Raw genomic sequence first — 19,218 nt, 5'->3', positions numbered from 1 at the left:
CGGGCGCTATCGCAGATCGCGGCGCATGACCAATGCATTGGCCTTGCGATTGTCTGGCCCCTGATAATAAGCCGGACGTTTTCCCACTTCGTGAAATGCCAGCCGGAGATACAGCGCGATGGCCGGGGCATTTGTCTCGTCTACTTCCAAAAACAGCGCCTCGGCCCTTGCCGTATGAAGCCGGCGCAGAACGGCGTCCATCATCTGCCGCCCAAGCCCCTGGCGGCGATGCGCGCGCGATACCGTAATTGTCAGTATTTCGGCCTCGTCTGCGGCAAGCCGCGCCAGCGCGAAGCCGACCGGACCCGATTTGCCTTTACCCGCCTCAAAGGCGGCAAAGCCAAAGACGGTGTGCTGCGCCAGAAGATCGTCGAACTCGTTGGCACTCCAGGGTCGGGAAAAATCGTCGCGGTGGAGGGCGGCCAGCGCAGCGCTGTGGCTCCTTGCCAGCGGCAGGATCACATAGTCGCGCTTGCGCGGCGAAAGGAACGGCAGGCGCATCATGCGCCACTCCTCGGCAGGATGAATCCTGCCTGAGCCTTGGCATCGGGCGCGCGCAGATAGGCTGGCTTTGGTTTTTGTCCGTCAATAGGTCGTTGAGCGGCAAGCCGGGCAAACACCGCAATGGGCGCTGTGGCAGCGTGGCTGGCTGTATCGAATTCCCGACCGACTGACTGCGCAACAGGTTTTGCGCCTGAACCGGTCAGAACCGGATTGCCTTGTGACGCACGCGCGCCAGCTGATTCAAGGTTGGAAACCGACGCATGGGATGTGCGCGTCCCGTCTGCTGCAAAGAATGCTGTATAAAGCTCATCGCGGCGGGCATCGATGGCGACAAGCACCGGACGCTCTGGAAAAGCCTGCCGCGCCTCAGTTGCCAGCGCATCGATGGTTGTGATGCCTATGGCCGGGATTTTCAAAGCCAGAGACAAGCCGCGTGCGGTGGCTACGCCGACGCGCACGCCGGTAAACGATCCCGGGCCGACGCTGACAGCAATACGGTCCAGCGCCGCATAGTCTAACCCGGCCTGAGCCAGCAGGTCCTCGATATCACTCACCAAACGCTCGGCGTGACCGGTGCCTATGTCATTGACGATCTCGGCCTGCACTCCCTCTGCCTCTGTATCGTAGAGGCAGACAGAACAGAGATTGGCTGCGGTATCGATGGCCAGCAGGATCATCGACGCGGGCCGTCTACAGCATCAGAGCCCGTTTTATCGTGGTTCGACAGGCTCCCCATCAGGTTACTGCGTCCCTGCCGCCTTCAGTTCCAGCCGCCGCTGATGCAGCACTGGTTCGGTGTAGCCGCTTGGCTGGGAACGCCCCTGCAAGACAAGATCGCAGGCCGCACGGAAAGCGATGGACGCATCGAAATCCGGGGCCATCGCGCGGTAGAGCGGGTCGCCATCGTTCTGGCGGTCGACGATGGCCGCCATGCGCTTCATCGTTTCCATCACCTGATCCTTGCTGCACACACCGTGATGGAGCCAATTGGCGATGTGCTGGGAGGAAATGCGCAGCGTCGCGCGGTCTTCCATCAGGCCGACATCGTTGACATCGGGCACTTTCGAGCAGCCGACGCCCTGATCGATCCAGCGCACCACATAGCCCAGAATGCCTTGTGTGTTGTTGTCGAGCTCGTGCTGGATATCTTCCGGCGTCCAGTTCGGGCGCACCGCAACGGGAATCGACAGAATATCATCAAGGCTGGCCTTCGGGCGGGTTTTCAGCTCTCCCTGCACGGCGTGGACATCCACCTTGTGATAGTGGGTCGCGTGGAGAGTGGCCGCCGTTGGCGAGGGTACCCAGGCGGTGTTGGCACCAGCCTTCGGGTGGCCGATCTTCTGCTCCAGCATGGCCGCCATCAAATCGGGCATGGCCCACATGCCCTTGCCAATCTGCGCGTGGCCGGCAAGCCCGCATTCGAGCCCGACGTCGACGTTGCGCGCCTCGTAGGCGGCAATCCACGGGGCGGATTTCATGTCGCCCTTGCGGATCATCGGGCCGGCTTCCATCGACGTATGGATCTCGTCGCCGGTGCGGTCGAGGAAGCCGGTGTTGATGAAGACGACGCGTTCGCGGGCTGCGCGGATGCATTCCTTCAAATTGATGGTGGTGCGGCGTTCCTCGTCCATAATGCCCATTTTCAGGGTGTTTTTGGGCATGCCGAGCACGTCTTCCACGGCATCGAACAGTTTTACGGCGAAGGCGACTTCTTCTGGGCCGTGCATCTTCGGCTTGACGATATAGACCGAGCCGGCGCGAGAATTGGCCCGCCGACCGTTTGGGCCGACATCGTGCAGCGCGATCAGGCCGGTGATCATCGCATCCATGATGCCTTCGGGAATTTCAGTGCCGTCAGCCAACAAAATGGCCGGATTGGTCATCAGGTGGCCGACATTGCGCACCAGCATCAGCGAGCGGCCGGGCAAGGTCAAAGCCGAGCCATCGGGCGCGGTGTAGCTGCGGTCGGGATTGAGCGTGCGGATGAACGACTTGTCGCCCTTGGCGACAGTCTCTTCCAGATCACCCTTCATCAGGCCGAGCCAGTTGCGGTAGATGGCCACCTTGTCGTCGGCATCGACCGCGGCAACCGAATCCTCGCAATCCTGGATCGTGGTGAGCGCCGATTCCAGCCAGACATCAGAAATGTTGGCAGAGTCAGAGGCGCCGATGGTCGAGGTGGCATCGAGGCGGATCTCGATATGGATGCCGTTATTGGCCAGCAAAACTGCTGTCGGCGTCGCTGCATCGCCTTTGTAACCGGCAAACTTTTCTTGTGATTTTAAAGCGGTTACGCCAGCCGGCGTTTCGACCGCAAGCGCAGCATCTCTAACCGACAATCCGCGCACATCGCGCCAGCTGCCCGTTGCGAGCGGGGCTGCGTCATCGAGGAAGGCGCGTGCCCAGTCGATCACTTTTTTGCCGCGCACCGGGTTGTATGCGTTGCCTTTTTCGGCACCGTTGGTTTCCGGTATGGCATCGGTGCCGTAGAGCGCGTCGTAGAGCGAGCCCCAGCGGGCATTGGCGGCATTGAGCGCGTAGCGGGCGTTCATCACCGGCACCACCAGCTGCGGGCCGGCTATCGTGGCGATTTCCGGATCGACATTTTCGGTTGAAACGGTGAAGGCAGGGCCTTCTTCGACAAGGTAACCGATCTCGCGGAGGAAGGATTTGTAGACTTCCATATCGGCCGGCACGCCGTGATTTTTGTGCCACACATCGATTTTTGCCTGGAGGTCCTCCCGCTTTGCGAGAAGCGCGCGGTTTTCAGGAGCCAGTCTGGCGGAGCAATCGGCGAACCCGCGCCAAAATGCGGCCTCTTCAATGCCTGTGCCGGGAAGCGCCTCACGGGCGATGAAATCGGCAAGGTTGGCTGCCACTTTCAGCCCGGCTTTGTCGATGCGATCGGTCATGCTGGTCTCCGTTACCCGTCTTCACCGGGCTTTGGCATGCCATGCCAATCGGGTCAATTCTTCGAAAGGCCTGCGCGGCGGTCCAATGGCCGGATTGGGCTGTTGATTTCTCATGCCTCAAGCGCCGGCGGTCGCATGACGGCTCACCCCGCTTCACGCCGCGATGCGTGGGCGGCCGCTGGCGGTGGCGGTGAGTTCGGCCTCGATGAGGGTGCGCTGGCCTTCCACGACAGCGGTCTTGAACGCGGAGGTCACGGATATCTCTGCGGCGTCAGTACCGGCAGCCAGCGCACGCTCGGCGGCCAGCGCGCGCACTTCTGTTTCCGCGTGGGCAAGCGCTGCCGGTTCATTGGGAAAGTCGCGCAGGTTCTCGCCAACGGCGACGCGGAACACGCCTTCGACCGGCTGGCTGATGCGCGCATCGGCGGCAACGCGCACCTGGCCGACGACCGCGCCCAGCGCGTTGGCGACATCGGTGTCTTCCGGCACGATGCAGGCGTTGCCGACCAGTGCAGACAGGCCGGCATAATGAAGCGGGGCCGAGGCGCCGAGCCCCACCACCGGACGGTCGAGCGCCACTGTCAGCCTTGCAATACCCGGATGGGCATCGACAGCGCGCTGCACCAGCGCATGGGCAACGGTTGCAGCACCGTCCAGCCCGTCTTCTGCAAAGGCGGTCTCAAGGATCACTTCGGCAGACAACCGTGTGAGCGCCAGCAGCACCCGCTCGCTCAGCACCTCCGGCGTGGCGGCAATTGGCTGGCCCCGGCCATCGCGCTTGCGCGCAAAAAGTTGCGCCCCCAGACGCGCGGCCTGGCCGTTCCAGTTTGCCTGCCGGCCCAGAACATGCGCTGCGTCAGACGGCGTGAAGCCAGCGATATGCACCAGCCCGCGCGACACCAGCCGGTCCAGCGTCGCGGTCTGTGCGTTGGAGGTGAGAAGGCGGTCGAGCGGCTGCGGTACGCCGCCAATAGCCTCATAGAGCTTTGCTTCCGCCGGGCTGAGCCCCGCCGAGAGGCGGTCCGGCACGCCAGTGCGCAGTGCCAGCCGGCCATCGAGCCGGCCGGGGTTGGCAGCATTGAGCTGGCGCTCCAGAATCTCGATCACTGCGCCCGGATGCCCCTGGCCGGCCAGCGACAGCGGCACCAGGCGGCGCGGCCCGAGCCTCAGCCCTGGCTGCAGCCCGCCTTCTTCCAGCGCGACTTCAGAATCACCGCCCAGCCCAAAAGTGCGCATCGCCACCGCCTCCACCATGGTACGGAAGCCGCCAACGGTGGCACCCTCAGGATCAAGCCGTGGCCGCCCGCGATCCAGCACCGCCACATCTGTGGTGGTGCCGCCAATGTCGGACACCACGGCATTGTCGAGCCCGGTCATGTGGCGGGCGCCTACGAGGCTGGCGGCGGGGCCGGACAAAATGGTTTCAATCGGCCGGGCGCGGGCAAATGCCGCCGACACCAGCGCGCCATCGCCGCGCACCACCATCAGCGGCGCGTTGATGCCGCGCGCGGCCAAAAACCCTTCGGTCGCCGCCACCAGCCGGTCGATCATCGAGATCAGCCGCGCGTTGAGAAGCGTGGTCAGCGCCCGGCGCGGGCCGCCCAGCTTTGCCGACAATTCATGGCTGGTGGTGACCGGCAGACTGGTTTTCTGGCGGATCAGATCGCGCGTGGCGATTTCATGGGCGGGGTTGCGCACCGCAAAATAGGAACAGACGGCAAAGCCTGACACCGAGGCTTCCAGCGCCGGCAATTGCGCCTCAAGCCCAGAAAGATCGAGGGTAGCAGCATTGCCATGCACATCATGGCCGCCGGGGCAGAAAATGACCGGGTCTGTGCCCAGTGCTGCGCGCAGGCCATCGCGCGACAGATCAGCCTCGCCAAAGCCGATCATCACCAGCGCCACGCGCCCGCCCTGCCCTTCCACCAGCGCATTGGTGGCAAGCGTGGTCGACATCGACACAAGCTTGATCGCCGCCGGATCGGTGCCCGCCGCCTGCATCACCGCATCCACCGCGCCGCCAATACCCACCGCCAGATCATGCCGCGTGGTCAGCGCCTTGGCCTTGGCCGCCACCGTGCCCTTCGGCCCGCCGGCCTCCGACCACAACACCGCATCGGTATAGGTGCCGCCGGTATCAATGCCGAGAAAAAGGGGGGAGTTGGTCATGTCACGCTTGCGTCCGGCTCATCTGCTGGCCGAGCCTTAGCCCATGGGAAGGAGCGTTGGAAGCAGCCGGCACCGGCCAACCATTCGGCCAGCCCGCTACTCAGCCGCCTCTTCCTGTTCCTGGACGAGGGATTTGATGGCGGGATCAGGGATGGATTCGAGCGCGGCGGGTGGCGTGGGTGGCACGACAGCCGGTGGGGTGGCGCAGGCGGTGAGGAGGAGGAGGAAGGTAAGAACGATATGCATCGCGCATCCATAATCGGTCTTTGTCTCACCGCGAAGAGGGGTCGGCAGATTTTCGCGCATGGAGCGCAACGCGAAATCCAATGCTGGGTTGGAAAAGCTAACCCCCTCTCCGCCTCGCTGCGCTCGGCACCTCTCCCCCACTGGCGTGGGGGCGAGGAAACAGCGTTTCGCGATTGGCCATTTCCTCGCCCCACGAAACGTGGGGAGAGGTGGCTTGGGCGAAGCCCAAGACGGAGAGGGGAACGCCCGACCGCACCACGCTGCTGGGCGTGCTGGCGATGCTGGTTGCGATGGCGGGGATGCACAATGCGGGGGCTGATGGGGCGCCGACGTTGCCCCGGCATCTGCATCGCGCCATCTTGCGGATGTTGCGGCCCGCAGAATCGGCGGTGCGGCGGCTGATCATTATCATGGCGCGCGGGCTGGTGGTGACGGTGGCGCCGCGCCGGGCGGATGGGAACAAACCCACGGCATTCTTTAAGCCCGGCGGCCCGGCTCCGGCGTCATCTGCCGATGCTTGCCGCGCGTCCCTGCCGCTGTGCGATCCGGCGCGCCGGTATTTCCTGCCGCGCCCGAGCGCGCCGCACCGCAGCGTGCCGCGCATCTCTTTTCCCGGCAGCACCGTGCCGTCTGTTATTGTGCGACGCGCGGCGTCAGCGCTGGACGATCCGCTTGAAGCCGGGCGTATTTTTGGGCGGCTGCGCGTGCTGCATACCACGCTGGATGATCTGCCACGGCAGGCGCTGCGGTTTGCCCGCTGGCAGGCGCGCAGCCGTGATCCCGAGCGCCGCACCCGCTGGCCGCTGCGCCACGGACGCGCGCCCGGCGCAAGCCGCCGCCGCAAACCAAGCGAGGTTCAGGCCGTGCTGGAAGATCTGAACGGGCTTGCCTTCGAGGCGTTGAACAGCCGCGCCGACACGTCGTGATTTTTTTGAGCTTTTTTGCCGGGGAAAGGCGCACCGCTGCCCGAAGGGCGGTGCGCCGGCGCGTGGCTGGGTGAAAGGTCTACGCTGCAGCGCAAACCTTCAATCAGCTAGTCGCCCATCTTCAGCGCCTGGATGAAGGCTTCCTGCGGAATATCCACCTTGCCGAACTGACGCATCCGCTTCTTGCCCTCTTTCTGCTTGTCGAGGAGCTTGCGTTTGCGGGACACGTCGCCGCCGTAACATTTGGCAGTGACGTCCTTGCGGAGCGCAGAGATGGTTTCACGGGCGACGACTTTTCCGCCAATAGCCGCCTGGATGGGGATCTTGAAGAGGTGGTTGGGGATCAGCTCTTTCAGCTTTTCACACATCACGCGGCCGCGCTTCTCGGCGGCGGTGCGGTGGACCAGCATGGAGAGCGCGTCGACCGGCTCTTCGTTGACGAGGATCGACATCTTGACCAGGTCGCCCTCGCTGTAGTCGGTCAGCGCATAATCGAAGCTGGCATAGCCCTTGGAGATGGATTTCAGGCGGTCGTAGAAATCGAACACCACCTCGTTGAGCGGCAAATCGTAGACCAGCATGGCGCGCTTGCCGACATAGGAGAGGTCGACCTGAACGCCGCGCCTGTCCTGGCACAGTTTAAGGATCGCGCCGAGATAGTCGTCGGGGGTGAGAATGGTGGCGCGGATCCACGGCTCCTCGATGGAGAGGATCTGCATCACGTCCGGCATGTCGGCGGGGTTGTGTAGTTCCTTCTGGTTTCCGTCGCGCAGGTTCAGCCGGTAGACGACGCTTGGCGCCGTGGCGATGAGGTCGAGGTTGAACTCGCGCTCCAGCCGTTCCTGGATGATTTCGAGATGCAAAAGGCCGAGGAAGCCGCAGCGGAAGCCGAAGCCAAGGGCGGCAGACGTTTCCATCTCGAAGGAGAAGCTTGCATCATTGAGGCGCAGTTTGCCCATGGCAGCGCGCAGTTCCTCGAAGTCAGACGCATCGACCGGGAACAGGCCGCAGAAGACAACCGGCTGGGCCGGCTTGAAGCCAGTCAGCGCGGATTTGGTCTGGCGCTTGTCTTCGGTGATGGTGTCGCCGACGCGGGTGTCGGCCACTTCCTTGATCGAGCCGGTGAGGAAGCCAAACTCGCCGGGCCCGAGCTGGTCGACATTGAGTTTGGCAGGCGTGAAGACGCCGGTGCGTTCGACCAGATATTTGGCGCCGGTGCCCATCATGCGGATGGTCTGGCCCTTTTTGAGCACGCCATCGATGACACGCACCAGAACGATGACGCCGAGATAGGTGTCGTACCAACTGTCCACCAGCATGGCTTTCAGCGGTGCGGTGGCATCGCCCTCGCGCGGCGGCGGCAGCTGGTTGACGATTGCTTCCAGCACATCGGGAATACCAAGGCCGGTCTTGGCCGAGATCAGCACGGCATTCGACGCATCGATGCCGATCACTTCCTCGACCTGCTCGCGGATGCGCTCCGGTTCGGCTGCCGGCAGATCCACCTTGTTCAGCACCACGACGATATCATGATTGTTGTCGATGGCCTGGTACACATTGGCCAGCGTCTGCGCTTCGACACCCTGGCTGGCATCAACCACCAGCAGCGAACCCTCGCAGGCCGAAAGCGAGCGCGACACTTCATAGGCGAAGTCGACATGGCCGGGCGTGTCGATGAGGTTGAGGATATAGTCCTCGCCATTGTTGGCGCGATACTTCAGGCGCACGGTCTGCGCCTTGATGGTGATGCCGCGCTCGCGCTCGATGTCCATCGAGTCGAGAACCTGCTCCTTCATCTCGCGCAGCTCCAGCCCGCCAGTAGACTGGATCAGCCGGTCAGCCAGCGTGGACTTGCCATGATCGATATGCGCGACGATGGAAAAATTGCGGATGTGTGAAATCGGTGTGCTCATGCGGCTGCGCTTTATCAGGCGGCTTGGGCATCGGCAAGCGAGCGCTCAATCGTAGCGCAGGTCCGTCGCCTTGCCGCTGAACACCCGGTAGGAGAAGAAGGTCGCCCCGATGATGACCGGCAGCACGAAACAGACGCCCACCAGAACGATGCCAAGGCTCTCTGGCGCAGCTGCTGCCTGCCAGATTGTCAGCTGGTCGGGCACGACATACGGATAGAACGACCAGGCAAGGCCGGCAAAGCCAAGCGCGAAGATGGCTGCCAGCGTCAGGAATGGCATAAGCGAATGACTGTCGTTTTTCCGCGGCAGCGAAAAGGTCTGGCGCCAGAGATAGAAGAAGAGAAGCGCTGACAGGACTGGCAATGGCGAAAGATAAAGCATTTCAGGAAAGGTGAACCAGCGGTCGAAAATGCGCGTCGAGGCGAGCGGCGTGGCAAGTGACACCACGCCCATGCCGATCACGGTGAAGACAAGCGCGCGGCGCAGCCATGCGACCGCCTTCTTCTGCAGTTCGCCTTCTGTCTTGTAGATCAGCCAGGCGGCGCCCATCGCGGAATAAGCGGCGGCCAGGCACAGCGCTACCAGCGCACCAAATCCCATCGCGGCCCAGCCGGTATCAAGGCCAAGCACATAGATGCCCAGCATGTAGCCCTGAGCCAACGCGGACAGCGCCGAGCCTGCGAAGAAAATTGCGTTCCAGCGTGATTTGCGACCGGCAGGAACTTTTGCCCGGAAGTCAAAGGCGACGCCGCGCAAAATGAGGCCAACGAGCAACAGGAACACCGGCATGTAGAGTGCTGTGAGAATGATACCGTGGGCGGCAGGGAACGATACCAGTAGCACGCCAACAGCCAGCACCAGCCAGGTTTCGTTGGCATCCCAGAACGGGCCGATGGCGGCGATCATGACATCCTTGTCATCCTCGCCGGCCACGGCAAAGAGGATGCCGATGCCAAGGTCGAAGCCATCGAGGATAACGTAGACGAGAATTGCCAGACCCATAAGGCTGGCGAAGATGAGCGGCAGCAGGAACGGCCAGTCGAGTGTCATTGTGTGATCCTCACTTCTGGGCGGGCTGTGACAAGGGCGCGTTGAGCACGGCAGGAAGCGGCGAGGTGTCGCCCTCGGTCGCAGCCTTGCGGGCAAGATGCACCAGGACGCCAAGATAGGCGATAAGCAGCGCGGCGTAGAGGATGAGATAAATGGAAAGCGTGAACGCCACATGGCTGCCGGCGATCGGACCAACGGCATCGGCTGTCTTGAGAATGCCGGTAACCAACCAGGGCTGGCGGCCGATTTCGGTCGTGTACCAGCCGGCGAGCACCGCGACCCAGCCCGAAAGCGCCATTGGCACCAGCATGTAGACGAGCGGCATTGGCAGCGCTTTGCGGCGCAGCAGGAAATAGCTGGCGCTCCACGAGACGAGCAGCATCAGAACTCCGACACCGACCATGATGCGAAAGCCCCAGAACACGGGGAATACAGGAGGATGGTTGCCGATATAATCGTTGAGACCGGGCACGACGCCATCAGCGCTGTGGCGCAGGATGAGGCTGGCGCCATTCGGGATGGAGATCTCAAACCTGTTCTCGCGCTTTTCTTCGTCGGGGATGGCAAACAACACGAGGGGAACGTTGGGACCGGTTTCCCAGTTGGCTTCCATCGCCGCCACTTTCTGCGGCTGGTGCTCCAGGGTATTCAACCCGTGCTGGTCGCCAATGACAATCTGGATCGGGATCAACACTGCGGCGGTGAAAATGCCGGTTCGCAGGGTGAGCCCCATTGTTTCGGAACGGTCGCCGAAAAGATGGCGCAAGGCCGAAAAGCCAGCGATCAGGAAGGATACCGTTAAGCCGGACGCTACCAGCATATGCGCCAGGCGCCACGGGAAAGACGGGTTGAAGATGATTGCCCACCAGTCCAGTGCGTGGGCAACGCCGTCGCGCATCTCAAACCCTGCCGGCGTCTGCATCCAGGAATTGAGCGCGAGAATCCAGAAGGCCGATACCGTGGTGCCAAATGCGACCAGAAAGGTGGCCAGCGTGTGGACGCCGTTGGAGACGCGGCTAAAGCCGAACAGCATGATGCCGAGAAAGACCGCCTCCAGGAAGAAGGCCGTCAGAACCTCATAGGCTAGCAGCGGGCCGGCGATATTGCCGACCGTTTCCATATAGCCTGGCCAGTTGGTCCCGAACTGGAAGCTCATGGTGACGCCGGACACCACGCCAAGCGCAAAGGTCAGGGCAAACACTTTCACCCAGGTGAAATAAGCGCGCATCCAGGCGACATTGCCGGTGCGGTTGTAGCGCCATTTGAAGAACAGCAGAACCCACCCGAGCGCAATAGTGATGGTCGGGAACAGGATATGAAACGAAATGTTCGCGGCAAACTGAATGCGCGAAAGAATAAGCGGGTCCATGTTCTGTAGCTCCAGCTTTCTGAAGGCATAGATAGACCCGCCATACGTGGTGGTCAAAGCGGCGTGGCGCCGCGCGGGGCGGAGTGTCGCAGTTAAACTTCCGGTTTTGCTGAACAGACCGTCACTGTCTGCTATAATCGTTTTTGACAGGCGGCCGCACTAGATGGAATGCAACCGTACAACGCAACAGGAGCATCACCATGGCATTGCAACTCAGCGGCATTCATCATCTCACCGCCATCACAGCCAGAGCGAAGGAGAATGTGGCCTTTTACACGGGCACTCTTGGCATGCGGCTGGTCAAGAAGACCGTGAATCAGGACGACACCAGCGCTTACCATCTGTTTTATGCCGACGGCAAAGCGACGCCGGGCAGCGACCTGACCTTTTTCGACTGGCCGACAGGGCCCGAGCAGCGCGGTACCAACAGCGCCGTGTGCACCGGGTTGCGGGTGGCTGGAATGGAGAGCCTGACGTTCTGGCACGACCGGCTAAAGGGTGAGAGCATTTCCGTGGGCGACATTGCGACAGTCGCCGGGCGTTCCTCGTTCGACTTCGAAGATGCCGAGGGACAGCGCTTTCGTCTCGTAGACGATGGCGGCGCAGGCACTTCCAATCCGTGGGACAAAAGCCCGGTACTCGCTGAGCACCAGATCCGCGGGCTCGGCCCGATTGTCCTCAGCGTACCGGATCGCGGCCCGACTGCGATGGTCCTGACCGAGGTGATGAACATGCGGCTGACCAGCGAATTCGAAACCAAAGATGGCAGGCTCCTTGTCTTTTCGATGGGTGAAGGTGGTCCTGCGGCTGAGCTGCATGTGCTGGAGCAGCCGGGCATGGCGCCGGCCCGCCAGGGCGCAGGTGCGGTCCACCATGTGGCGTTCCGCACCCCTGACGTTGAGGCGATTCATGGCTGGGCAGAGCGTTTGAAGGCGATGCGGGTGCCCTCCAGTGGCGAAGTCGAGCGATACTATTTCCGCTCTCTGTATTTCCGCGAGCCGAGCGGCATCCTGTTCGAGATCGCTACTGATGGGCCAGGCTTTGCCGTGGACGAGCCCATGGAGAGCCTTGGCGAGAAGCTTGCGCTGCCACCTTTCCTTGAGCCCAAGCGGGCGCAGATTGAAGCTAGACTGAAGCCTCTGGCATGACACACGGTTTGAGTGGCGGACCGGCTTGACGGCGGTTCGCCCTTTGCCCAGAACTCGTACAGCGACGGTTCTGTCGCCCGATTGGTGGAGCTTCCCTTGAATTTTGCAGGCGCGGCCTATCTGGGACTTTCAACACTGATTTTTCTCGCCGCGGCCAGTGCCGCCAAGGCATGGACAATCGCACCGAGTGCATGGCGGCTGATCCTCGTTCTGGCGCTCTATTCGCTTGGAAATCTGGTGATGCTGCGGCTGATTCGCGATTTCGGCATGGGCGTGGCCCTTAGCCTGTCGGGCGTGATCCAGCTTCTGGCGGTGAACGTTATTGCGTTTGCCGTATTTGGCGAGAACGTAAGCGCCATTCAGGGCGCAGGGCTGGCTCTGGCAGTGATAGCGGTAGCGCTTATCACCGTTGGGCCTTTTTGGACCGGACGATAACCAGGCTGCAGTACCCGAGGTGGATTGATGACACGTAGCACACTTCCGATCTGGCGAAGGATCGAGTTTACCGTACTTTTGGCAGCACTGACTGTAGGCGGCGGGATTTGGGGGTTTGTCGAACTTCTCGAGGTTGCGCGTGACAAGACTGCCCACAGCTTCGACACGCGCATCCTGCTGGCATTTCGTACTCCAGGTGACCCCAGTGATCCGATCGGACCTGGATGGGTTGAGGAGGCCATGCGTGATCTGACAGCACTCGGTTCGACCGCCATCCTGCTGTTCATCGTGGTAACTGTGCTGTTGTACCTGCTGCTTGATGGAAAGCGGCGCGCGGCGCTTTTCATTCTTCTGGCGGTAGCGGGCGGCCAGGTTTTGAGTAGTTTTCTCAAATTGGGGGTAGAGCGGCCCAGACCCGACCTCGTGTCGCACATGGCCGAAGTTTACACGTTGAGCTTTCCCAGCGGTCACGCAATGCTGTCGGCGGTTACGTATCTCACGCTCGGCTCGCTGATGGCGCACATCCTGCAGCGGCGGACCCTAAAGATCTACGTACTTTCGGTGGCCGTCATCGCAACGCTTCTGGTCGGCATCAGTCGGGTCTATCTCGGCGTTCACTGGCCAACTGATGTGCTCGCTGGATGGTGCGCCGGTACCGCCTGGGCAATGCTGTGCTGGCTCATCGCCCATGGCCTGCAAAGCAGCAGGGCACGACCTCTGGACTAGGCTACGCCGCGCAGATGGGGCAGCGGCCATCCTGAACTGATTTACTCAGGCCTTGCCCCAGACAAGCGTCTTGTAGTCAAAACCATAGGTCAACGTCGGCTTCACAATCTCGAAATAGGGTGAGAGGTCGAAGTCGCGTGGGGTGTAGAGCGAGTGGTGGCGGATGTGCAGTATCTCCCGGCGAGAATAGGTGGACTGCGCCGAGGCATGGCCCGGCGCTTCGATTATATCCGGGAGTATAGGGTAGCGAATGCGCTCATAGGCTTCAGCAATCAGAGTTGAACATATGGAGCGCGTGGGATCACCGGAGCCAAAAGCGATCATGCGGCGGCGCCAGCGGACTGGTACCGGCGGTGTGGGTAGAAAATAGCGGAGCATGTCGACAATGTTCTTCATGTCATATTTGACGCCGAGCTTGCCGATCATGAACGCGACCACTGCCTCGCGGTCCTCAGGCGTCAGGCCGAGCGCGCGGCAGATGCGGGTGTTATAGGTCCGGTACTTGGACAGTGGCACCGCCACGCAGCCTTCGCCCAGATTGACTTCAATCAGGCGGGGCGGGTCGCTTCCGTCTTCAGGGTCAGGCAGGGCGTCGCCGACATAAAGCGCTGCATGCGACCAGGTCGACTGGGTCAGATATTTGATCGCCGCCGAGACCCGCTGATTGCCCTCGATCAGGAGAATGTCGCCAGGCTCTAATGTGCGGCGCAAGGTGGCAGGGTCGGAGGGTGTGTATGGCTGGTAGCCAGACGATTCTGTTTGCAGGCGCGACGCTATCCAGCCACCGAGTCGATCAAGCAATGTATCGGACGACTGCGTCACGGGACCCAATCAGGCCGCGCCGAGCGGCAGGCCGGTGGCAAGGGAGGCATTGTAGAATTCACTCTCGCCAGTCACCTCGCGCCCCAGCCAGTGAGGCAACGCTGCGTCGCCCACATGATCGGGAGTTTCCAGTTCGGCGATGACCAGCCCTGCAAGATGGCCCTCAAAAACGTCGACCTCGTAGACATAACCATGATGGCTCACGTGGTGACGCGTCTTGTCAATGACATGGCCAATGGCAAAACCGCAAAGTTCTTCTGCATCCTCCAGCGGGATCGAATATTCGAATTCGTCCCGCGTGCGTGCGTGCGTGCCAAACTTCATGGTCAGCCATGCTTCTCGGCCATCAATGATGCGCACCCGCAAAGACCGACCTGGCGTGGCGGCCAGATAGAACTGGCGCATGGGCAGCGTGGCCTCGGCAGAGCCGCGCCAGCCTTGCGATTTTACCAGAAATTTGCGTTCCACTTCCTTGGCCATCTGGCGGAACTAAAGCGCAGGGCGTGTCGGAGGGCAAGACTGCATTGACTTTAATCATTCGATTGATCAGCTATCAGCCATGACCCGCCCATCCGCCGCACCCACCAATTCCGCTATGATTACCCGTCTGGCACTGGTCCACGCAGCGCTTAAACTTTTTGGATCACGCGGCTTTGACGGCACCTCGACGCGCGACATTGCGACGCTTGCAAATGCCAATATCGGTAGCATCGCCTACCATTTCGGCTCCAAGCACGGGCTGAGACTGGCAGCCGCTGACCACATTGTGCGCACCATCCAAACGGTTGCAGGGCCTATTATCGAGATCGCGCCGAGCGGTTCAAGGCTGCCTGGCCGCGAGGAGGCGCGCGCGCAACTGTTCGGCGGGCTTGAGCGCATGGTCAATTTCATCGTTGCGGCGCCGGAAGCCGGAGATGTGGTGCAGTTCATGCTGCGGGAACTCTCGACCCCGACTGAAGCCCTGGACCAGATATATGACGGTGTATTTAAACCCGGCACAAAAATCTGTGCACGTTGTGGGAGCTGGCAACCGGGGAACCGGCCGAACTGGAGAGCACGAAGCTCAGCGTATTCACCTTTATTGGCCAGGTGATCTATTTTCGCATTGGTCGGGAGGTCGTGCGCCGGCGCATGGGTTGGGTGGAGATTGGAGTTGCGGAGGCGGCAGCAGTATTTGCGATCACACGACGCAATCTCGAAGCAATACTCGACGTCTCCAAGGGAGATACTTTCACCAGCCCGTAACCGTGTTGGCGGTGTCAGCTTGCCGGATCGGTTGTTCATGATAGCTTTGTGGGAAATGAGAGAAAGGATATTCTTTTGACCGATTTTTCGCACCTTTTATCATCGGCGGTCCCGGTTTTTTTCATCGTCGCACTGGTTGCCTTAGAGGCGTCACAGTTCATTCGTTCATATCGTCGCCGGGCCGTGCGCGTGGCGAATCACACAACGTCGCGCTGCATTCGAAAAGAGCATTAGCAGCCTCGTTCTGAGTTATCTGGAAGTGAAACCTGAAACATTCGGTTCGATGAACGAGCTGGATGGTTATCCATGGAGTCAATTTGACATGCGGAATTTTTTCATCAATGCGGCGCTCGCAGTCGCGATGGCGGTGACGGCGTTGCCTGTGCTTTCTGGACCGTCTTCGGCCCAGGAGATGCGCCAGCACGGACGGCCCGATTATCGTTCACATAGGCCACAGCGGCCGCAACGCGGTTGCAACGAAATGCAGGCAACACGCAAGGCGGAGGGTATGGGCCTCAGACGCGCCCGTGTTCTGGCCTCAAACCCCCGTGTGATCAAGGTTCGCGGACGCGCCCGCAATGGCAACAACGTGGTAGTTACCTTCGGTCGCGACCGGGGCTGCCCGGTTTACCGCTAGAGAGCTATGGTCTGGCGTCCTTAAGGACGCCAGACCAAGAACGCCGCTACGTCCGGTTATGGTTGCGATCTGACATGGTCAATGAACTGCTACCTAACGTCAACGGAGTCTGCGGTAGACAGTTTTGCGAAAACCTCCTTGGCGGCGGACAGCCCATTGAGGGCAGCTGGAAAACCGGCATAAACTGCCATCTGCATGATGATCTCGACAATCTCGTCCCGCGTGAGGCCCACGTTTAGTCCGGCTTCGATATGCACCTTCAATTGCGGGGCTGCATTGCCCATGGCAGTCAGCGCGGCGATTGTCGCCACCTCGCGAGCGCGAAGGTCAAGACCTTTCCGCGAATAGATGTCACCAAAAGGAAACTCCAAAATATAGGTTGCGAAATCGGGCGCAATGTCGGCCAGAGCTGCCACGACGTTCTGCCCGGCCTCCCCGTCGATCTCAGCGAGCGCGCGCTTGCCGCGTTCCAGCCTGCTCTCGGGGTTTGATGGATTGTGCGTCATTGTCCCTGGTCCTTTTTGAGGGGCCGGCATAGCCGGCGATCTTGGTGTCAAGGACGGTTAGGCAAGCTTGCAATGCGTTCACGTGCGCGCGAACCCGCGTGCGATGCGCTTCTAGCACAGCACGTCGCTCCGCTTCCGTACCCTCACCGCTCTCACGAAGGGCCGCATAGCGCAGCATCTCACGAATGGGCATTCCTGTCGTCTTCAGCCGGTGCAGAAATGCGATCCAGGTGAGGATCGACGCGTCGTAGTCGCGATGGTGGGCGCGGTTCCTGTCGGCATAGGGGAGTAGCCCGATCCGTTCGTAATAGCGGATCGTATGGGCAGATAATCCCGAACGCCTTGCCAGTTCCCCGATACGCATAACGCCTGTCTTTCGTCTCGACGGTGGTGACCCTACGGGTTGGAGCGCACTCTAAGTCAAGCGTTCTTCTTGTGCCCGGTGTAAACTCGAGTTTCTGTCCTGCACTTAGCTTTTTGCGATGATTTTTGCATAGCTTCCGAGATCGACGTTGCCACCAGACAAAACAACAACGACGCATTTGCCGGCAAAGTCGACCTGCCCTGAGCCAAGCGCTGCGAGGCCAACCGCGCCACCCGGTTCAACCACCAGTTTGAGCGCGCTTGCGAGATCGCGCATTGCCTCGATGGTCGCATCATCGGAAACTGCAATGCCACCGGCCAAGGTGTGCCGATTGATCTCGAAGGTGAATTCACCAGGTTCTGCTGTCAGGATAGCATCACAGATTGAGGCGTGGCCAGGCAGGTTGGACATACGTCTGCCGGCTTCTAGAGAGCGCCGCATGTCGTCGAAGTTTTCGGGCTCGGCGGCCCAAATTTCGCTGTCTGGCGATCCATCTTTCATTGCCAGTGAAATGCCACCGATCATCCCGCCGCCACCGCAGGGGACGATCACCGCGTCGATATGAACACTTTTCTGTCTAGCGTCTTCCAGCACTTCCAAGCCAATTGTGCCTTGCCCGGCGATGATGGCCGGGTCGTCGAAGGGAGGAACCAGAGCCATGCCGCGCTCGCGGTAGGGCGCAACGACCGCCATGCGGTCGGCGCCAAAGCGGTCAAATGGGATCACTTCGGCACCCATACGGCGCACATTGTCAACCTTGGAGAACGGTGCATCCGAAGGCATGGCGATGACCGCCTTGATACCAAACAGCTGGGCGGTGCGGGCAACGCCCTGTGCGTGGTTTCCCGACGAAAACGCCACCACGCCATTGCGGCGCTGTTCGTCTGGTAGGGACGAGATCTTATTGTAGGCACCACGAATCTTAAAGGAACCTGTCCGCTGCAGGTTTTCCGGCTTGAACAAGATACGGGCGCCGTATTTTTCGTTGAGAAATTCGGATTCGATCAACCCGGTGTTGACGATCAGCCCTTCCAACCGCGCCGCCGCGGCGCGAATATCCGCAATTCCAGGAAGTGGCGTTCTACCGGTGTCCATCATTACATCATCTCCAACTGAACCGCATTCGATAAGGCGCGCCGGGGTTGCCAGGCAAGCCCAAACTTGTCTCTCAAACAATTCGCTTCGGCAAGCGCGCGACGCCCGTTGACGCGATTAAATAGGAACGCTAGATTAGAACCATTCTAAAATTGGACCTTGTCATGCTGATGCGTTTTCTAAGCGGTGGTCGCCGCGACTTTGACAGTCTTTCCGAGCAGGAAATCCTGGCGCTTGCCATTTCCTCCGAGGAGGATGACGGGCGCATCTATCGCTCCTATGCCGAAGGATTGCGGGCAGATTATCCGCAGTCGGCCAAAGTGTTTGACGATATGGCCGATGAGGAAGACGGCCATCGCGCTGCGCTGATCGAGACGCATCGGAAGCGCTTTGGCGAAACGATTCCGCTGATCAGGCGCGACCATGTGCGCGGCTATTTCGAGCGCAAGCCTGACTGGCTAGTTCGCCCTCTCGGTATCGACAAGGTGCGAGAGCAGGCGGCGGACATGGAGCGGCAGGCACAGCGCTTTTATGAGGAAGCCGCCAAGCGAACCAGCGATGCCTTGACGCGCAAATTACTGGGTGACCTTGCCGCGGCAGAACAGAACCATGAATCGCTGGCGCGCAAGCTGGAGCAGAGGCATGTTCCAGGAGAAATTGCGGAAGAGGAGAGAGACAGCGAAAAACGGCAATTCCTGCTGACCTACATCCAGCCTGGCCTCGCCGGGCTGATGGACGGTTCGGTCTCGACACTCGCACCAATTTTTGCCGCCGCCTTCGCCACGCATGACACGTGGCAGACCTTTCTGGTCGGCCTAGCCGCCTCCATCGGTGCCGGTATTTCGATGGGGTTCACCGAAGTCGCCTCCGATGACGGCAGGCTGTCAGGGCGCGGTTCGCCGATCAAGCGCGGCTTGACCACTGGTATTATGACGACGGTTGGCGGGCTGGGACACGCTCTGCCCTATCTCATCCCGCACTTCTGGACAGCCACCATCATTGCCGGTGTGATTGTGTTCGTTGAGCTCTGGGCCATTGCCTTCATCCAGAACCGCTACATGGATACGCCTTTCTGGCGGGCCGCCATGCAGGTGGTGCTGGGCGGCGCCCTGGTGTTTGCGGCAGGCGTGCTGATCGGTAACGCCTGACGG

The 19,218-nt window shown here is 61.0% G+C and carries 19 protein-coding genes and 1 pseudogene; 7 read left to right on the top strand and 13 right to left on the bottom strand.

The features are described 5' to 3' along the window. Nucleotides 1-6: 6 nt before the first annotated feature. The 5 genes from GA830_RS07005 to GA830_RS06985 form a co-directional block, all read right to left on the bottom strand. Nucleotides 7-501 (bottom strand): GNAT family N-acetyltransferase, encoded by a 495-nt coding sequence (locus tag GA830_RS07005; RefSeq protein WP_195164825.1) that lies wholly within the window; start codon nucleotides 499-501, stop codon nucleotides 7-9. Continuing rightward, on the bottom strand, nucleotides 501-1,181 hold the full coding sequence (tsaB, locus tag GA830_RS07000) for a tRNA (adenosine(37)-N6)-threonylcarbamoyltransferase complex dimerization subunit type 1 TsaB (protein WP_195164336.1): 681 nt from the start codon (nucleotides 1,179-1,181) through the stop codon (nucleotides 501-503). Before tsaB ends, GA830_RS07005 begins: the two co-directional genes overlap by 1 nt. 63 nt (nucleotides 1,182-1,244) lie before the next feature. Continuing rightward, nucleotides 1,245-3,416: a malate synthase G gene (locus GA830_RS06995; RefSeq protein WP_195164335.1), complete on the bottom strand. Its 2,172-nt coding sequence runs from the start codon at nucleotides 3,414-3,416 to the stop codon at nucleotides 1,245-1,247. Between the two features lie 153 nt (nucleotides 3,417-3,569). Then, nucleotides 3,570-5,585, bottom strand: coding sequence for a hydantoinase/oxoprolinase N-terminal domain-containing protein (locus tag GA830_RS06990; protein WP_195164334.1), 2,016 nt, complete (start codon nucleotides 5,583-5,585; stop codon nucleotides 3,570-3,572). A gap of 96 nt (nucleotides 5,586-5,681) precedes the next feature. Next, the gene (locus GA830_RS06985) at nucleotides 5,682-5,831 is read right to left on the bottom strand and encodes a hypothetical protein (RefSeq protein WP_195164333.1); all 150 of its coding nucleotides are present in this window, start codon (nucleotides 5,829-5,831) and stop codon (nucleotides 5,682-5,684) included. 209 nt (nucleotides 5,832-6,040) lie between these two features. Here GA830_RS06985 and GA830_RS06980 point away from each other — a divergent pair, with 209 nt between their 5' ends. Further along, the gene (locus GA830_RS06980) at nucleotides 6,041-6,757 is read left to right on the top strand and encodes a hypothetical protein (RefSeq protein ID WP_195164332.1); all 717 of its coding nucleotides are present in this window, start codon (nucleotides 6,041-6,043) and stop codon (nucleotides 6,755-6,757) included. Between the two features lie 107 nt (nucleotides 6,758-6,864). On the opposite strand, the gene lepA is transcribed toward GA830_RS06980, so the two are convergent. Genes lepA through GA830_RS06965 form a run of 3 tightly spaced genes read right to left on the bottom strand, consistent with a single transcriptional unit; the run spans nucleotide 6,865 to nucleotide 11,089 of the window. Next, complete coding sequence (gene lepA / locus GA830_RS06975; protein ID WP_195164331.1) at nucleotides 6,865-8,670, bottom strand: translation elongation factor 4; 1,806 nt, start codon at nucleotides 8,668-8,670, stop codon at nucleotides 6,865-6,867. A gap of 45 nt (nucleotides 8,671-8,715) precedes the next feature. Beyond that, nucleotides 8,716-9,720 (bottom strand): cytochrome d ubiquinol oxidase subunit II, encoded by a 1,005-nt coding sequence (locus tag GA830_RS06970; RefSeq protein ID WP_195164330.1) that lies wholly within the window; start codon nucleotides 9,718-9,720, stop codon nucleotides 8,716-8,718. 10 nt (nucleotides 9,721-9,730) lie between these two features. Further along, nucleotides 9,731-11,089, bottom strand: coding sequence for a cytochrome ubiquinol oxidase subunit I (locus GA830_RS06965; RefSeq protein WP_195164329.1), 1,359 nt, complete (start codon nucleotides 11,087-11,089; stop codon nucleotides 9,731-9,733). A 200-nt stretch (nucleotides 11,090-11,289) separates the two neighbouring features. On the opposite strand from GA830_RS06965, the gene GA830_RS06960 reads away from it, so the two are divergent. The 3 genes from GA830_RS06960 to GA830_RS06950 all read left to right on the top strand — a co-directional run bounded on the left by GA830_RS06960 (nucleotide 11,290) and on the right by GA830_RS06950 (nucleotide 13,398). Beyond that, nucleotides 11,290-12,237 (top strand): ring-cleaving dioxygenase, encoded by a 948-nt coding sequence (locus tag GA830_RS06960; RefSeq protein ID WP_195164328.1) that lies wholly within the window; start codon nucleotides 11,290-11,292, stop codon nucleotides 12,235-12,237. 96 nt (nucleotides 12,238-12,333) lie between these two features. After that, a complete protein-coding gene (locus tag GA830_RS06955; RefSeq protein WP_195164327.1) occupies nucleotides 12,334-12,672 on the top strand; it encodes a hypothetical protein in 339 nt (112 codons plus the stop codon). 27 nt (nucleotides 12,673-12,699) lie between these two features. After that, a complete protein-coding gene (locus GA830_RS06950; RefSeq protein ID WP_195164326.1) occupies nucleotides 12,700-13,398 on the top strand; it encodes a phosphatase PAP2 family protein in 699 nt (232 codons plus the stop codon). Between the two features lie 45 nt (nucleotides 13,399-13,443). Here the strand turns inward: GA830_RS06950 and GA830_RS06945 are convergent, their stop codons facing one another. Together GA830_RS06945 and GA830_RS06940 are read right to left on the bottom strand one after the other, a co-directional pair. Next, nucleotides 13,444-14,220 (bottom strand): YiiX/YebB-like N1pC/P60 family cysteine hydrolase, encoded by a 777-nt coding sequence (locus tag GA830_RS06945; RefSeq protein ID WP_195164325.1) that lies wholly within the window; start codon nucleotides 14,218-14,220, stop codon nucleotides 13,444-13,446. Between the two features lie 9 nt (nucleotides 14,221-14,229). Beyond that, nucleotides 14,230-14,700, bottom strand: coding sequence for a CYTH domain-containing protein (locus tag GA830_RS06940; protein WP_195164324.1), 471 nt, complete (start codon nucleotides 14,698-14,700; stop codon nucleotides 14,230-14,232). Between the two features lie 79 nt (nucleotides 14,701-14,779). On the opposite strand from GA830_RS06940, the pseudogene GA830_RS06935 reads away from it, so the two are divergent. Continuing rightward, a pseudogene (locus tag GA830_RS06935) lies at nucleotides 14,780-15,465 on the top strand (CerR family C-terminal domain-containing protein). 322 nt (nucleotides 15,466-15,787) lie between these two features. Beyond that, nucleotides 15,788-16,102, top strand: coding sequence for a hypothetical protein (locus GA830_RS06930; RefSeq protein WP_195164323.1), 315 nt, complete (start codon nucleotides 15,788-15,790; stop codon nucleotides 16,100-16,102). An 89-nt stretch (nucleotides 16,103-16,191) separates the two neighbouring features. On the opposite strand, the gene GA830_RS06925 is transcribed toward GA830_RS06930, so the two are convergent. From GA830_RS06925 to GA830_RS06915, 3 genes are all read right to left on the bottom strand, one after another. Beyond that, on the bottom strand, nucleotides 16,192-16,608 hold the full coding sequence (locus GA830_RS06925; protein WP_195164322.1) for a carboxymuconolactone decarboxylase family protein: 417 nt from the start codon (nucleotides 16,606-16,608) through the stop codon (nucleotides 16,192-16,194). Continuing rightward, nucleotides 16,547-16,972, bottom strand: coding sequence for a MerR family transcriptional regulator (locus GA830_RS06920; protein ID WP_195164321.1), 426 nt, complete (start codon nucleotides 16,970-16,972; stop codon nucleotides 16,547-16,549). Before GA830_RS06920 ends, GA830_RS06925 begins: the two co-directional genes overlap by 62 nt. A gap of 105 nt (nucleotides 16,973-17,077) precedes the next feature. Then, nucleotides 17,078-18,070 carry a threonine ammonia-lyase gene (locus tag GA830_RS06915; RefSeq protein WP_374939298.1) on the bottom strand — a complete coding sequence of 331 codons (993 nt, stop codon included), beginning with the start codon at nucleotides 18,068-18,070 and terminating at the stop codon, nucleotides 17,078-17,080. A 161-nt stretch (nucleotides 18,071-18,231) separates the two neighbouring features. Here GA830_RS06915 and mbfA point away from each other — a divergent pair, with 161 nt between their 5' ends. Next, a complete protein-coding gene (mbfA, locus tag GA830_RS06910) occupies nucleotides 18,232-19,215 on the top strand; it encodes an iron exporter MbfA (protein WP_195164320.1) in 984 nt (327 codons plus the stop codon). The last annotated feature ends 3 nt before the right edge of the window (nucleotides 19,216-19,218 follow it).

Source organism: Mesorhizobium sp. NBSH29, from assembly GCF_015500055.1.
Taxonomy (GTDB): Bacteria; Pseudomonadota; Alphaproteobacteria; order Rhizobiales; family Rhizobiaceae; genus Neomesorhizobium.
The sequence above is the reverse complement of the archived record's forward strand: the minus strand, read 5'-3'. Positions and strand labels throughout refer to the sequence as shown.